12 protein-coding genes are annotated in these 14,967 nt (G+C 70.1%); 4 read left to right on the top strand and 8 right to left on the bottom strand.

Going from position 1 to position 14,967, the window contains the following annotated elements; translation table 11 throughout:
* Positions 1-120: 120 nt before the first annotated feature.
* Entirely contained in the window at positions 121-4,719 is a 4,599-nt protein-coding gene (gltB, locus tag ACZ69Q_RS24440) for a glutamate synthase large subunit (RefSeq protein ID WP_471045389.1), read from the top strand.
* Positions 4,712-6,172: a glutamate synthase subunit beta gene (locus ACZ69Q_RS24435; protein ID WP_471045388.1), complete on the top strand. Its 1,461-nt coding sequence runs from the start codon at positions 4,712-4,714 to the stop codon at positions 6,170-6,172. The genes gltB and ACZ69Q_RS24435 overlap by 8 nt, the downstream gene beginning before the upstream one ends.
* A gap of 136 nt (positions 6,173-6,308) precedes the next feature.
* On the opposite strand, the gene ACZ69Q_RS24430 is transcribed toward ACZ69Q_RS24435, so the two are convergent.
* The 6 genes from ACZ69Q_RS24430 to ACZ69Q_RS24405 form a co-directional block, all read right to left on the bottom strand.
* Entirely contained in the window at positions 6,309-6,644 is a 336-nt protein-coding gene (locus ACZ69Q_RS24430; protein ID WP_471045386.1) for a YbaY family lipoprotein, read from the bottom strand.
* Between the two features lie 5 nt (positions 6,645-6,649).
* The gene (locus tag ACZ69Q_RS24425; RefSeq protein WP_471045384.1) at positions 6,650-6,910 is read right to left on the bottom strand and encodes a hypothetical protein; all 261 of its coding nucleotides are present in this window, start codon (positions 6,908-6,910) and stop codon (positions 6,650-6,652) included.
* Positions 6,907-7,191, bottom strand: a complete 285-nt coding sequence (locus ACZ69Q_RS24420) for a hypothetical protein (RefSeq protein WP_471045383.1) — start codon at positions 7,189-7,191, stop codon at positions 6,907-6,909. The genes ACZ69Q_RS24425 and ACZ69Q_RS24420 overlap by 4 nt, the downstream gene beginning before the upstream one ends.
* A gap of 23 nt (positions 7,192-7,214) precedes the next feature.
* Entirely contained in the window at positions 7,215-8,294 is a 1,080-nt protein-coding gene (locus tag ACZ69Q_RS24415) for a M12 family metallopeptidase (protein ID WP_471045380.1), read from the bottom strand.
* 116 nt (positions 8,295-8,410) lie between these two features.
* On the bottom strand, positions 8,411-9,319 hold the full coding sequence (locus ACZ69Q_RS24410) for a chitosanase (RefSeq protein ID WP_471045377.1): 909 nt from the start codon (positions 9,317-9,319) through the stop codon (positions 8,411-8,413).
* Positions 9,316-10,269, bottom strand: coding sequence for a rhomboid family intramembrane serine protease (locus ACZ69Q_RS24405; RefSeq protein WP_471045599.1), 954 nt, complete (start codon positions 10,267-10,269; stop codon positions 9,316-9,318). The genes ACZ69Q_RS24410 and ACZ69Q_RS24405 overlap by 4 nt, the downstream gene beginning before the upstream one ends.
* A 145-nt stretch (positions 10,270-10,414) precedes the next feature.
* On the opposite strand from ACZ69Q_RS24405, the gene ACZ69Q_RS24400 reads away from it, so the two are divergent.
* Positions 10,415-11,137 carry a vWA domain-containing protein gene (locus ACZ69Q_RS24400; RefSeq protein ID WP_471045374.1) on the top strand — a complete coding sequence of 241 codons (723 nt, stop codon included), beginning with the start codon at positions 10,415-10,417 and terminating at the stop codon, positions 11,135-11,137.
* 86 nt (positions 11,138-11,223) lie between these two features.
* Complete coding sequence (qcrB, locus tag ACZ69Q_RS24395; RefSeq protein ID WP_471045371.1) at positions 11,224-12,873, top strand: cytochrome bc1 complex cytochrome b subunit; 1,650 nt, start codon at positions 11,224-11,226, stop codon at positions 12,871-12,873.
* On the opposite strand, the gene ACZ69Q_RS24390 is transcribed toward qcrB, so the two are convergent.
* Both ACZ69Q_RS24390 and ACZ69Q_RS24385 read right to left on the bottom strand, forming a co-directional pair.
* Entirely contained in the window at positions 12,848-13,816 is a 969-nt protein-coding gene (locus ACZ69Q_RS24390; protein WP_471045369.1) for an acyl-CoA dehydrogenase family protein, read from the bottom strand. The genes qcrB and ACZ69Q_RS24390 overlap by 26 nt on opposite strands.
* Positions 13,816-14,955: an acyl-CoA dehydrogenase family protein gene (locus tag ACZ69Q_RS24385; protein WP_471045367.1), complete on the bottom strand. Its 1,140-nt coding sequence runs from the start codon at positions 14,953-14,955 to the stop codon at positions 13,816-13,818. Before ACZ69Q_RS24385 ends, ACZ69Q_RS24390 begins: the two co-directional genes overlap by 1 nt.
* Between the last annotated feature and the right edge of the window lie 12 nt (positions 14,956-14,967).

Genomic DNA, 14,967 nt, shown 5'->3' with positions numbered 1-14,967 from the left:
TATCCCGCTTCCCGAGAACCGCCCCATCATGTAACCTGCACGAAATTTTGCACTCACGCAGAGGGCCAACGTCGTCCCTCGGCAATCTGCATATGCCACATGACGACGACGGGAGAGCCGATGCGTACGCCGCGCCAGCCGTCCCAGCACTCCACGAATGGCCAGAACTGGTCGTTCATGGATGCTCGCCCTGCTGCGCAGGGTATGTACGACCCCCGCAACGAGCACGACGCCTGTGGCGTCGGCTTCGTGGCCACCCTCACCGGCGAGGCGAGCCACACGCTGGTCGAGCAGGCGCTCACCGTTCTGCGCAATCTCGAACACCGTGGCGCCACCGGCTCCGAGCCCGACTCGGGCGACGGCGCGGGCATCCTTTCCCAGGTCCCGGACGCCTTCCTGCGTGAGGTGACCGAATTCGAGCTCCCCGAGGCCGGTGCGTACGCCGTCGGCATCGCCTTCCTGCCTGAGGAGGGGGCCCAGGACGCCGTCTCGCAGATCGAGACGATCGCGTCCGAAGAGGGCCTGACCGTCCTCGGCTGGCGCGAGGTTCCCGTCGCCCCCGAGCTGCTCGGCGCCACCGCCCGGTCGACGATGCCCGTCTTCCGCCAGGTCTTCGTGGCGGACGGCTCCTCGAAGGACATCGCCCTCGACCGCAAGGCCTTCGTGCTGCGCAAGCGCGCCGAGCGCGAGGCGGGTGTCTACTTCCCGTCGCTGTCGGCCCGCACCATCGTCTACAAGGGCATGCTGACCACCGGCCAGCTCGAGCCCTTCTTCCCGGACCTGTCCGACCGCCGCTTCGCCTCGGCCGTCGCCCTCGTCCACTCGCGCTTCTCGACGAACACCTTCCCGTCGTGGCCGCTGGCGCACCCGTACCGCTTCGTCGCGCACAACGGTGAGATCAACACCGTCAAGGGCAACCGCAACTGGATGGTGGCCCGCGAGTCGCAGCTCGTCTCCGACCTGTTCGGGTCCGACGGCAAGGCGCTGGACCGCATCTTCCCGGTGTGCACGCCGGACGCCTCCGACTCCGCATCCTTCGACGAGGTGCTGGAGCTGCTGCACCTGGGCGGCCGTTCGCTGCCGCACTCCGTGCTGATGATGATCCCGGAGGCGTGGGAGAACCACGACTCCATGGACCCGGCCCGGCGCGCCTTCTACCAGTTCCACGCCACGATGATGGAGCCCTGGGACGGCCCGGCCTGTGTCACCTTCACCGACGGCACCCAGGTCGGCGCCGTGCTCGACCGCAACGGCCTGCGCCCCGGCCGCTACTGGGTCACCGACGACGGCCTCGTCGTCCTCGGCTCCGAGGTCGGCGTCCTGGACATCGACCCCGCCAAGGTCGTCCGCAAGGGCCGCCTGCAGCCCGGCCGCATGTTCCTCGTCGACACCGCCGAGCACCGCATCATCGAGGACGACGAGATCAAGGCCCAGCTCGCCGCCGAGCAGCCCTACGCGGAGTGGCTGGAGGCCGGCGAGATCGAGCTCTCCGACCTGCCCGAGCGTGAGCACATCGTGCACACCCACGCCTCGGTCACCCGCCGCCAGCAGACCTTCGGTTACACCGAGGAGGAGCTGCGCGTCATCGTCGCGCCGATGGCCAAGGCCGGTGCCGAGCCGATCGGTTCGATGGGCACCGACTCGCCGATCGCCGCGCTGAGCGAGCGCCCGCGTCTGCTCTTCGACTACTTCACCCAGCTTTTCGCGCAGGTCACCAACCCGCCGCTGGACGCCATCCGCGAGGAGCTCGTCACCTCGCTGAACTCCTCGCTGGGCCCGCAGGGCAACCTGCTCGACCCGACGGCCGCCTCCTGTCGCAGCGTCACCCTGCCCTTCCCGGTGATCGACAACGACGAGCTGGCCAAGCTCATCCACATCAACGCCGACGGCGACATGCCCGGCTTCAAGGCCGCGACCCTGTCCGGTCTGTACCGGGTGCACGGCGGCGGTGACGCGCTGGCCGCGCGCATCGAGGAGATCTGCGCCGAGGCCGACGCCGCCATCGACAACGGCGCCCGGCTGATCGTGCTGTCGGACCGTCACTCCGACGCCGAGCACGCGCCGATCCCGTCGCTGCTGCTCACCTCGGCCGTCCACCACCACCTCATCCGCACCAAGCAGCGCACCCACGTGGGCCTGCTGGTCGAGGCCGGCGACGTCCGCGAGGTCCACCACGTCGCGCTGCTCATCGGTTTCGGCGCCGCCGCGGTCAACCCGTACCTGGCGATGGAGTCCGTCGAGGACCTGGTCCGCGCCGGTACCTTCCTGCCCGGCATCGAGGCCGAGCAGGCGATCCGCAACCTGATCTACGCCCTCGGCAAGGGCGTCCTGAAGGTCATGTCCAAGATGGGCATCTCGACCGTCGCCTCCTACCGCGGCGCCCAGGTCTTCGAGGCCGTCGGTCTCGACGACGCCTTCGTGGAGAAGTACTTCAACGGCACGGCCACCAAGATCGGCGGCGTCGGCATCGACGTCATCGCCAAGGAGGTCGCCGCCCGCCACGCGAAGGCGTACCCGGCCTCCGGCATCGCCCCGGCGCACCGCGCCCTGGAGATAGGCGGCGAGTACCAGTGGCGCCGTGAGGGCGAGCCGCACCTGTTCGACCCGGAGACGGTCTTCCGCCTCCAGCACTCCACGCGTGCCAACCGCTACGACATCTTCAAGAAGTACACGGACCGGGTGAACGAGCAGTCCGAGCGCCTGATGACGTTGCGCGGCATGTTCGGCTTCAAGTCCGACCGGCAGCCGATCTCCATCGACGAGGTCGAGCCCGCTTCCGAGATCGTCAAGCGTTTCTCCACCGGCGCCATGTCGTACGGCTCCATCTCCAAGGAGGCGCACGAGACCCTCGCCATCGCCATGAACCAGTTGGGCGGCAAGTCCAACACCGGTGAGGGCGGCGAGGACCCGGAGCGGCTCTACGACCCGGCGCGCCGGTCCAGCATCAAGCAGGTCGCCTCCGGCCGCTTCGGTGTCACGTCCGAGTACCTGGTCAACGCCGACGACATCCAGATCAAGATGGCCCAGGGCGCCAAGCCCGGCGAGGGCGGCCAGCTTCCCGGCCACAAGGTCTACCCGTGGGTCGCCAAGACGCGTCACTCGACGCCGGGCGTGGGCCTGATCTCCCCGCCGCCGCACCACGACATCTACTCCATCGAGGACCTGGCGCAGCTCATCCACGACCTGAAGAACGCGAACCCGCAGGCGCGGATTCACGTGAAGCTGGTGTCGGAGGTCGGCGTCGGCACGGTCGCGGCCGGTGTGTCGAAGGCGCACGCGGACGTCGTCCTCATCTCCGGCCACGACGGCGGTACGGGCGCGTCGCCGCTGACGTCGCTCAAGCACGCCGGCGGTCCCTGGGAGCTCGGCCTCGCCGAGACCCAGCAGACGCTGCTGCTCAACGGCCTGCGCGACCGCATCGTCGTGCAGACCGACGGCCAGCTCAAGACCGGCCGTGACGTCGTCATCGCCGCGCTGCTCGGCGCCGAGGAGTTCGGTTTCGCGACCGCGCCGCTCGTCGTCTCCGGCTGCATCATGATGCGCGTCTGCCACCTGGACACCTGCCCGGTCGGCATCGCCACCCAGAACCCGGTCCTGCGCGACCGGTTCACCGGCAAGGCCGAGTACGTCGTGAACTTCTTCAAGTTCATCGCCGAAGAGGTCCGCGAGATCCTCGCCGAGCTGGGCTTCCGCTCCATCGAGGAGGCCGTCGGCCACGCCGAGACGCTCGACGTCGAGCGGGCCGTCAACCACTGGAAGGCGCAGGGCCTCGACCTGGCTCCGCTCTTCTACGTGCCCGAACTGCCCGAGGGCGCCGCGCTGCACCAGGTCATCGAGCAGGACCACGGCCTGGAGAAGGCGCTCGACAACGAGCTCATCAAGCTCGCCGCCGACGCCCTGGCCGCCGACTCGGCGACCGACGCCCAGCCGGTGCGCGCCCAGGTCGCGATCCGCAACATCAACCGCACGGTCGGCACCATGCTCGGCCACGAGGTGACGAAGAAGTTCGGTGGCGCGGGCCTGCCCGACGACACCATCGACATCACCTTCACCGGCTCGGCAGGCCAGTCCTTCGGCGCCTTCCTGCCGCGCGGTGTCACGCTGCGCCTCGAGGGCGACGCCAACGACTACGTCGGCAAGGGCCTCTCCGGCGGCCGGGTCGTCGTCCGTCCCGACCGGGGCGCCGACCACCTCGCCGAGTTCTCGACGATCGCGGGCAACACCATCGCCTACGGCGCGACCGGCGGCGAGCTGTTCCTGCGCGGCCGTACCGGTGAGCGGTTCTGTGTCCGCAACTCCGGTGCGACGGTCGTCTCCGAGGGCGTGGGCGACCACGGCTGCGAGTACATGACCGGCGGCCACGCGGTGGTCCTGGGCGAGACGGGACGTAACTTCGCGGCCGGCATGTCCGGCGGCATCGCCTACGTCATCGACCTCGACCGCGACAACGTCAACGTCGGCAACGTGAACGCCGTCGAGGCCCTCGACGACACCGACAAGCAGTGGCTGCACGACGTGGTCCGCCGTCACCAGGAGGAGACCGGCTCCACGGTCGCCGAGAAGCTCCTGGCCGAGTGGGACACCGCCGTCGAACGCTTCAGCAAGATCATCCCCAGCACGTACAAGGCAGTGCTCGCCGCCAAGGACGCCGCCGAGCAGGCGGGACTCTCCGAGTCCGAGATCACCGAGAAGATGATGGAGGCGGCGATCAATGGCTGACCCGAAGGGCTTCCTGAACCACGGCCGCGAGGTCGCCAAGTCCCGCCCGGTCGACGTGCGTCTGAAGGACTGGAACGAGGTCTACGTCCCCGGCTCCCTGCTGCCGATCATCAGCAAGCAGGCCAGCCGCTGCATGGACTGCGGCATCCCGTTCTGCCACAACGGCTGTCCGCTCGGGAACCTCATCCCCGAGTGGAACGACTACGCCTACCGCGAGGACTGGGCCGCCGCGAGCGAGCGGCTGCACGCGACCAACAACTTCCCGGAGTTCACCGGTCGCCTCTGCCCCGCCCCCTGCGAGTCGGCGTGTGTGCTCGGCATCAACCAGCCGGCCGTCACCATCAAGAACGTCGAGGTCTCCATCATCGACAAGGCGTGGGACAGCGGTGACGTCGAGCCGCAGGCCCCCGAGCGCCTGTCCGGCAAGACCGTCGCCGTCATCGGCTCGGGCCCGGCGGGCCTCGCCGCCGCCCAGCAGCTCACCCGGGCCGGCCACACCGTCGCCGTCTACGAGCGCGCGGACCGCATCGGAGGTCTTCTCCGGTACGGCATCCCCGAGTTCAAGATGGAGAAGCGGCACATCAACCGCCGTATCGAGCAGATGCGCGCGGAGGGCACCCGCTTCCGTACCGGCATCGAGATCGGCCGCGACCTCAAGGCGACCGACCTGAAGAAGCGGTACGACGCGGTCGTCATCGCCGCCGGCGCCACGACCGCCCGTGACCTCCCGGTCCCCGGCCGCGAGCTCAAGGGCGTCTACCAGGCGATGGAGTACCTGCCGCTGGCCAACAAGGTCCAGGAGGGCGACTACGTCACCTCCCCGGTCTCGGCCGAGGGCAAGCACGTCGTCGTCATCGGCGGTGGCGACACCGGCGCCGACTGCGTGGGCACCGCCCACCGCCAGGGCGCAGCCTCCGTCACGCAGCTCGAGATCATGCCGCGTCCGGGCGAGGACCGGGCGCCGCACCAGCCGTGGCCGACCTTCCCGATGCTGTACAAGGTCACGTCCGCGCACGAGGAGGGCGGCGAGCGGGTCTACTCCGTCTCGACCACCCACTTCGAGGGCGACGAGGACGGCAACGTCCAGTGGCTGCACCTCACCGAGGTGGAGTTCGTCGAGGGCAAGCTGACCCCGAAGCCGGGCACCGAGCGCAAGATCCCGGCCCAGCTCGTCACCCTCGCCATGGGCTTCACCGGCACCGACCGGGACAACGGCCTGGTCGAGCAGTTTGGTCTGGACCTGGACGAGCGCGGTAACATCGCCCGCGACGCCGACTTCCAGACCAACGTCCCGGGCGTGTTCGTCGCCGGTGACGCGGGTCGCGGTCAGTCGCTGATCGTGTGGGCCATCGCGGAGGGCCGCTCGGCCGCCCGTGGCTGCGACCGCTTCCTGACCGGCGCCAGCGAGCTGCCGGCCCCGATCCGCCCGACGGACCGCAGCCTGATGGTCTGATCCGGAGGATCACCAGACGTCCCGTACAACGGCGTACGGAACACTGACGGCGCCTGCCCCTTGTCCCCGACCGGACGAATGGGCAGGCGCCGTCGCCTTTCCTGGACGGCTCGCCTTCCCGGACGGCTCGCCTTTCTCAGACGGCTCGTAGCCGCACGGTCACCGGAACCGGCTCGTCGGGCACCGGCAGCGACCGCACGGTCAGCGCGTCACCGCTCTCGACCAAGCCGCTGCCGGAGCGGTCCAGGTGCGCGTCGACCACGACCGACTGCCCCGGCTCCCAGTCCGCCGACAGTCGGAAGGGCACGGCGAGCGTGCCCTTGCCGTCGTACGTGAGGTCCTGGACCGTCACCGCCAGCTCCCGCGAGGGCGCGTCCGCGAGCGTCACGTCGAGGACGCGCACCCTGAGGACCGCCCGGGGGAAGTCCCCCAGGTCGGGAGTGAGCAGGACCCGTCCGGAAACCGTCGTCATGACCTTCAGGAGTTGAGCACGGCGTACCGCGCCTCGATGTCGACCGGGCCGCCCGTGAGATTGCGGATCTCGATGAAGTACTTGATCAGGTTGCTCGCCTGACGGTCCATCTGGACCTTCCACTCCACCTGGGCGTCGCCGTCCACCATGGGCCACGTCGGTACGACGGTCCAGTCGACCCGCCAGGCCTCCGGCCAGCTATGGGTGAACCACCGGCGGCTGGTGTTCGCCGGTACCTGTCCGCGGAACTGCACTCCCAGAATCATGACTCTCCCCCTTCTTCCGGGGCCTTCGGTGCGGCCCCGCCGTCGTTCGGGCTCTGTACGGCAGCCGGGACGCCCGCGACGCCCCCGCCGTCCTGTGCCGCGCCCAGCGGCGCATACGAGGCGCCCGCGAATTCGGGGCCTCCGATCCCGCTGCCGGTCCCGGTGACCGCCGCCCCGGCCGGCGCCTCGGGCGCCCCGCTCAGGCTCGGCGCCGGACCGGCGTCGACCGCGTCGGCCCGGCCCGCGGGCACGGACTCGCCCGGCATTCCCATCGCTTGCATGGTTCCCCCTGGTTCCCGGACCCTCAGGTCGCGTTGGCGCCCCAGCCCAGCACGTCGTAGCGGGCCTGGATGTCGACCGGAGAGCCGGTCAGATTGCGGATGTTGAGGAAGTACTTCAGCAGCCCGCCGGACTGCCGGGTCACCTGCACCCACGACTCGATCTGCGCGTCCCCGTCCACCACCGGCGCGGTCGGCACGACCGTCCAGTGGACGTACCAGTGCGCGGGCCAGCTATGGGTGAACCAGCGGCCGACCTGCCCGGCGGCGACCCGGCCGGTGAACTGCACACCGGAGAAGCGCGCCGGCGACTCCAGGCCCGCGTACATCGTGCGTACGGCGAGACAGTCGCCGGGGCTGAGCCCCGCCCGCTGGCCTATCTCGATGGTCTGCCGGGGCACGATGGTGTCCTGGCCGTTGTTCGAGAACGCCCAGCGCGGATAGTGCATGATCGAGTGGTAGTCGTACGCGCCCACGTCGTCGCCGTCGGTGATGTGCTGGTTGAAGTTGTGGGCCATGCCCTGCTGGATGTTGGCCCAGTTGATGGTGACGAACTGGTCCCGGTCCTCCCGGCTCTGCTCGTGCCACAGCCCGACCGCGTGCCCGATCTCATGGATCGCGGCGCCCAGTTCGCAGCCCTGGCCGAGCGTGATCTGCTGGACGTTGCCCCGCCGGCCCACGGCCGAGCTGCACCCGCTGCCGGGCACGAACCGGATGTAGTCCGTGGTCTGGGCCGTGCGCTGCACGAAGCGGATGCGGGTGTTGCGCTGCCAGTGGTCGATCGCGCCCGTCACCCGTGCCTGGTCCGGCAGGTTCGGATCGATCTCGTACGGCACGAGGCCGTCCGGCCAGCGGAACTGCTGACCGGGGATGACGACCCCGCTCTCCAGCAGCGCGACCGCCTGCTCGGCGGCCACCTGCTTGGACTCGATGAGGTCGAGGACGATGTCGCCCTCGAACACGGGCCGGCCGTCGACCTCGGTGTACTGCACCGCCTTCGGCCCCTTGCCCGCAAGCTGGACCAGACCCGCCAGCACCTCCGGTCCGACCTGATATGGCCCGAACCCCGAACCGGCGGCGGCCGGTTCGGCCGTATCGGCTGCCATGGCGTCCCCCTTGTTTGACGTTGTTCCCCCTTGAGGGGATTAACGTCGATGAGGCGCCATCTTTCGTCAATGGAGGCCGTAGGCGGCTTTTGTCTCGTACGTCTGACCCAGGGCGACTAGGGCACCTTGTACGTCTCCCCGTACACCTGCCACTGCAGTGGCGTCCTCAGTTCGAGGTTTCCGTCGTACAGGAACTGCCGCTGGGCGGTGTCGATGCGGCTGGTGTCGGTGCCGGGACGTTTCTCTCGCATGGCCTTGCGGCGGATGTCGAGGAAGATGTCCAGGTACGCCTTCTCGGAGCCGCCCTGGGACGGGGAGTCCGCCTCGCTCAGGGCGCGCTCGCGCAGGACGTAGAAACCGTCGTCGTCGATGCCGGGGCCGTGGAAGACCATCGCGTCGAAGTAGATGAACTGGCCCAGCGTGCCCAGGCCGTCGAGCTTGGCGAGGCGGACCGCCGGTTCGAAGTAGGAGCGGTCGCGCTCGGCGAGCTGGGCCTCCTGGAAGGCCGGCTGCTGGGCCTCCGCCTTCCAGGCGGCCGTGAAGCCGGGGTCGAGGCCCTCGTGGGAGTCGGTGCCGTCGACCGCGCGCAGGGCGGGCAGGTACTTGGCGAGCCCGTTGTCCGGATGCTTGTCGGTGTAGCGCTCGACCAGGATGCGCAGGTCGTTCGTGCCGGTGCAGAAGCCGATGATGCCGGCCGTGTAGCCCTGGCCGTCGCCGATGTCCTCGATGTAGGCGAAGGTGTCGCGCCAGTTCAGGGTCGAGTTCTCCGCGCTGGACACGATCTGCTGGGCCAGGGCCTTCTTCGCCGGGGAGGCCAGGCCGGGCGGCCGGCTCGCGATCACCTCGTCGTCGGCCGCCCGCTCCTGCTCGGCGCGGCTCTTGGCCTCCTGGCGGGAGGTCTGCTGCGCGGAGACCGCGGGGGGCTCGGCGGGGCTGTCGGCGGAGTCCGTGGGGACGAGGAAGTAGGCGGCCGCGGTGATGGCGACGGGGACGGCCGCGAACAGCAGGATGCCGGTACGTCTCACTGGGTCACCCCCGCGCCGGTCAGCTCGGACACCTTGGCGAAGGCGACCGCCGCCAGCAGCACCAGCACGCCCGCACAGGCGACCGTCTGGATCAGGGCTTGACGCGGACCGCGCGGGGCGTACGCGTAGGCGAACGTCACGGCCGCGCCGGTCAGCAGCCCGCCGAGGTGCCCCTGCCACGAGGTGAGACCGGCGGACAGCAGCAGCCACAGCAGCAGGAAGACCATGAACCGGTTGACGGACCGCATGTCGGCGCCGACCCGGCGGGCGAGCACGTAGTACGCGGCACCGAGACCGAAGATCGCGCCCGACGCGCCGACCGACTCCACGTTCACCTCGGTGAGCAGCAGCTCGAACACCGAGCCGCCCAAAGTCGCCAGCAGATAGAGGGCGACATAGCGGATCCGGCCCAGCATGGGCTCCACGACCCGGCCGAGCTGCCACAGCGAGGCCATGTTCATCACGATGTGCAGCAGCCCGAAGGTGCCCTCCGTCGGCGGCAGATGCAGGAAACCGCCGGTGAGCAACCGCTCCCACTGCCCGGCGACGACGCCCTCGGCATGGAAGTCCGACGGGTACCCGGACTGGTACATGTAGAAGCCGCCGTCGGGCCCGACCAGCCGGGCGCTGAGCATCGAGAACCGGTCCAGGATCTCCGGGCGCACCACCTCGGCCAGATAGGCGAGGACGTTCAGCCCGATGAGCACCGAGGTCACCAGCGGGGTCGCGGCGATCCGCCCGCCGACGAGCGTCCGGGCCTGCCGCACCGACCGCGCGCCCTCCTTCACGCACTCCACGCACTGGTGGCCGACGGCCGCCTCGCGCATGCAGTCCGGGCAGATGTACCGGTCGCAGCGCGTGCAGCGGACGTGGGACTCGACCTTGGGATGGCGGTAGCACGTCGTGACGGTGGGCTGGGCGGACTCGGACTGGGTGGACTCGGGCTCCACGGCCGGCTCCTCGGTGGACTGGACGAACGGTGAGCCGGTGGGGGCGGCGGCGAACAAAATATCGAACACCTGTGGACCGAGGGAGGGGCGGGGCCCATGGTGTCGTAATCTCGGCAGCCAGTGTGACGCGCGAGGGGGAAAGCATATGGCGGCGATCAGTCTCAGCAAGGTGGAGGAGACCGCGCCCGCGCTGGTCAGTCTGTACAAGAGCGCCGGGGTGTCGCTCCGCAAGCACGGCCTCGACGGGGTGCGGGCCGCGGTCTATCTGGTGGTCGACTACTCCGGTTCGATGAAGCCGTACTACAAGGACGGCAGCGTGCAGGCGCTCGCCGACCGAGTACTCGGGTTGTCGGCGCACTTCGACGACGACGGGACCGTTCCGGTCGTCTTCTTCTCCACCGACGTCGACGCCGTCACAGACATCGCGCTGGCCGACCACCGGGGCCGGATCGAGCGGATCGTGGCCGGGCTCGGGCACATGGGCAAGACCAGCTATCACCTGGCCATGGACGCCGTCATCGACCACTACCTGGACAGCGGCTCCACGGACCCCGCCCTGGTCGTGTTCCAGACCGACGGCGGCCCCATCAACAAGCTCGCCGCGGAACGCTATCTGTGCAAGGCGGCCCGGCTCCCGCTGTTCTGGCAGTTCGTCGGGTTCGGGGACCCGACGAGCAAGCAGTTCGACTTCCTGCGCAAGCTCGACGACCTGGCGGTGCCCCAGAAGCGGGTGGTCGACAACGCCGGGTTCTTCCACGCCGGCGCCGACCCGGGAAAGGTCTCCGAGGCCGAGCTGTACGACCGCCTGGTCGGGGAGTTCCCGAAGTGGCTGGTGGCCGCGCGGGCGCAGGGGATCGTACGGCCGTAGGGACCTGAGGTCCGGCCGGTCCGCCCCGTTGGCCGGGCCCGCACCGCCGTGTCACCCTGAGGTGATCCGACGGAGGGCGACGACCCATGGACGGCGCGGGATCGGGGAACGGGGCGGCTGCGGCGCGACGGGCCGCGCCACCGGGGAAGGGCGAGCGCGTCGCCGACTGGGCCGACGGACGGCTCGGACTGTACGCGCTGGCCAAGGCCAACATGCGCAAGGTCTTTCCGGACCACTGGTCGTTCATGCTGGGCGAGGTCTGCCTCTACAGCTTCCTCGTGCTGATCCTCACCGGCGTCTGGCTCACCCTGTTCTTCGAGCCGAGCACCGCCGAGGTCGTCTACAACGGCACCTACGAGCCGCTCAACGGCGTCCTGATGACCAGGGCCTACGAGTCCACGCTCGACATCAGCTTCGACGTGCGCGGCGGGCTGCTCATCCGGCAGATCCACCACTGGGCGGCGCTGGTCTTCGTCACCGGCATGCTCGTGCACATGATGCGGGTCTTCTTCACCGGCGCCTTCCGCAAGCCGCGCGAGCTGAACTGGGTGTTCGGCTGGACCCTGCTGATGCTCGGCATCATCACCGGCCTGACCGGCTACTCCCTGCCCGACGACCTGCTGTCCGGCACCGGCCTGCGATTCGCCTACGGCGCGATCCTGTCGGTGCCGATCGTGGGGACGTATCTGGCGTTCTTCCTCTTCGGCGGGGAGTTCCCCGGGGAGGACTTCATCGCGCGGCTGTACCCGGTCCACATCCTGCTGCTGCCCGGGATCATGCTGGGCCTGGTCGTCGCCCATCTGATCCTGGTCTTCTACCACAAGCACACGCAGTACCCGGGTCCCGGCCGCGACCAGAAGTCGGTCGTCGGCATGCCGTTCCTTCCGGTGTACATGGCCAAGGCGGGCGGCTTCTTCTTCCTCGTCTTCGGCGTACTGGCGCTCATGGGCGGCGTCGCCAGCATCAACCCGGTGTGGGCGTTCGGGCCCTACCGGCCCGACCTGGTGACCACCGGCGCCCAGCCGGACTGGTATCTGGGCTTCTCCGAGGGCCTGATCCGGGTGATGCCGGGATGGGAGCTCAACGCCTGGGGCCACACCCTGGAACTGGGCGTCTTCATCCCCTTCTCGCTCTTCCCGCTGATCCTGCTCGCCCTCGGCCTGTATCCGTTCCTGGAGGCGTGGGTCACCGGCGACAGTCGGGAGCACCACATCCTCGACCGGCCGCGCAACGTGCCGGTGCGCACCGCGCTGGGCGCGGCCTGGCTGAGCCTGTACGCGGTGCTGCTGATCGGTGGCGGCAACGACATCGTGGCCACGCATCTGCATCTGTCCATCAACGTGATCACCTGGTTCGTGCGGATCGCGGTGTTCGTGGTGCCGGTCCTGACCTACTCCGTGACCAAGCGCATCTGTCTCGGGCTGCAGCGCCGGGACCGGGCCATGGTGCTGCACGGCAGGGAGACGGGCACCATCAAACGGCTGCCGCAGGGCGAGTTCATCGAGGTGCACGAGCCGCTCACGCAGGGCCAGTTGTTCACCCTCACCCAGCACGAGCAGCATCCGCCGTACGAGACCGGTCCGACGGTCGACGCGAACGGCGTCCGGCGCCGGGTCACCCCCGCCCACCGGATGCGGGCCCGGCTGGCGCGGGCGATGTTCGGGTCGGCGTCGCGGATCGAGAAGCCGACGGTGCAGGAGTACCGCGAGGTCACCAGCGGCGACCACCACCACTGAGCACCTCGGTCCGGCACTCCTGCGGGCTGCCCCACGCGGTGCGCAGGACGCGGGCCTTGGTCAGCCACAGCGACAGGTCGTACTCCGCCGTGTAGCCGATCGCGCCGTGCAACTGGAGTGCGGCCCTGGCGGCTGCGTAGGCGGCCTCGCAGGCGGTGACCTTGGCCGCGGCCACGTCGGCCGGGTCCATGGTGAGCGCGGCACCGAAGAGGAGCGGCCGGGCGAACTCCAGCCCGACCTTCACATCCGCCAGGCGATGCCTCACTGCCTGGAAGGAGCCCACGGGGACGCCGAACTGGGTGCGCTGCTTGACGTACGCGACGGTCTTGTCGAGGAGGGCGAGACCCATGCCGAGGGCTTGGGCGGCCGTTGCCAGACGGGCTCGGGTGAGGGCCTCGGCGGTGGGCGGGTCGGAGCTGAGGAGTTCGCCGCCGGCTTGGAGAGGGGTGAGGCGGCGGGCCGGGTCCAGGGAAGGGCGCACGGGCCCGTGACCGGGGGAGAGGTACAGGCCCTCGGTGGTCAGCGCGAGGCGCGTCGTGGCCGCGTCGCCGTCCAGGGCGTACGGCGTCCGCCAGGCCAGCGTCGCCGGGGCGTCCCCCGCCGCCAGCGCCGGCAGGAGGCGCTTGGCCGGTCCGGGGTCCGGCAGGCCGGCGAGCAGCGCCGCCGCCGTGACCGTCTCCACCAGCGGCCCCGGAACCGCGTGGCGTCCCAGCTCCACGAAGGCGACGGCGAGTTCGACGGGCCGGACGCCCAGTCCCTCATGGGCCTCGGGAACCGCCAGCGCGAACACCCCCGCATCGGCGACCCGGGACCACAGCGCCCGTCCCCTCGCGAGCTCGCCGCGGCTCCACTCCCGCACCACCGACGGAGTGTCCGCCGCCGTCAGCATCGCGTCCAGCGAGCCGGCGAAGGCACGCTGCTCGGCGTCGAGGAGGAACCTCATCAGCGGCGCCCCTTCGGCAGGCCGAGCAGTCGCTCGGCGATGATGTCGCGCTGGATCTCGTTCGTCCCGGCGTAGATGGGTCCGGCCAGGGCGAAGACATAGCGCTCGGACCAGTCGGTGTCGGCCAGCTCGCCGTCGGCGCCCAGGAGATCGAGGGCCGTCTCGTTGAGCGCGATGTCGTACTCCGACCAGAAGACCTTGTTCAGGCTGGACTCCGGGCCTATCGACTCGCCGTCGGCGAAGCGGGAGGCGGCGGCGTAGGTGAAGAGCTGGTAGGCGCGGGCACCGATCAGGGCGTCGGCCACGCGGTCGCGCGCGCTCGGCGGGCTGCCCTGCGCCTGCCACAGGCGGTGCAGACGGTCGGCGCTCGCGAGGAAGCGGCCGGGGGAGCGCAGCATCAGCCCGCGTTCGTTGCCCGCCGTCGACATCGCGATGCGCCAGCCCTGGCCGGGCTCGCCGATCACGTCCTCGTCGGGCACGAACACCTCGTCCAGGAACAGCTCGGCGAAGGCGGGCTTGCCGTCGAGGCGGGCGATGGGGCGGACGGTGACCCCGGGGGCTCGCAGGTCGAACATCAGGTAGGTCAGGCCCTGGTGGGGTTTCGGGGTGTCCGGGTCGGTGCGGAACAGGCCGAACGCACGGTCCGCGAAGGCGGCGCGCGAGGACCAGGTCTTCTGGCCGCTGAGCAGCCAGCCGCCGTCCGTGCGCACGCCCCTCGACCTCAGCGAGGCCAGGTCCGAGCCCGCCTCCGGCTCCGACCACGCCTGTGCCCAGACCACCTCGCCGGTGGCCATGGACGGGAGCACGCGCGCGCGTTGCTCCTCGGTGCCGTGGTCGAAGAGGGTCGGGGCCAGGAGGCTGACGCCGTTCTGACCGACGCGGCCCGGTGCACCCGCCGCGTAGTACTCCTCCTCGAACAGCAGCCATCGCACCAGCGAGGCGTCCCGGCCGCCGTACGCAGCCGGCCAGTTCACCACCGACCAGCCGTCCGCGGCCAGTTCGGCCTCCCAGGCCCGGTGCGCCGCGAAGCCCTCCTCGGTCTCAAGGGAGGGGAGCGGATCGGGCGGCACATGTGCGTGCAGCCAGGCGCGGGCCTCGGCGCGGAACGCCTCGTCGGCGGCCGGGTGGCACAGATCCACGGTCGCGCTCCC

It is taken from the genome of Streptomyces sp. NPDC036764, from assembly GCF_055609385.1.
This window is presented reverse-complemented; position numbering and strand designations above follow the sequence as displayed.

Coding starts and splice junctions, on each gene's coding strand:
- gltB (WP_471045389.1), top strand. CDS start 121: ATGCGTACGCCGCGCCAGCCGTCCCAGCACTCCACGAATGGCCAGAAC.
- ACZ69Q_RS24435 (WP_471045388.1), top strand. CDS start 4,712: ATGGCTGACCCGAAGGGCTTCCTGAACCACGGCCGCGAGGTCGCCAAG.
- ACZ69Q_RS24430 (WP_471045386.1), bottom strand. CDS start 6,644: ATGACGACGGTTTCCGGACGGGTCCTGCTCACTCCCGACCTGGGGGAC.
- ACZ69Q_RS24425 (WP_471045384.1), bottom strand. CDS start 6,910: ATGATTCTGGGAGTGCAGTTCCGCGGACAGGTACCGGCGAACACCAGC.
- ACZ69Q_RS24420 (WP_471045383.1), bottom strand. CDS start 7,191: ATGCAAGCGATGGGAATGCCGGGCGAGTCCGTGCCCGCGGGCCGGGCC.
- ACZ69Q_RS24415 (WP_471045380.1), bottom strand. CDS start 8,294: ATGGCAGCCGATACGGCCGAACCGGCCGCCGCCGGTTCGGGGTTCGGG.
- ACZ69Q_RS24400 (WP_471045374.1), top strand. CDS start 10,415: ATGGCGGCGATCAGTCTCAGCAAGGTGGAGGAGACCGCGCCCGCGCTG.
- qcrB (WP_471045371.1), top strand. CDS start 11,224: ATGGACGGCGCGGGATCGGGGAACGGGGCGGCTGCGGCGCGACGGGCC.
- ACZ69Q_RS24390 (WP_471045369.1), bottom strand. CDS start 13,816: ATGAGGTTCCTCCTCGACGCCGAGCAGCGTGCCTTCGCCGGCTCGCTG.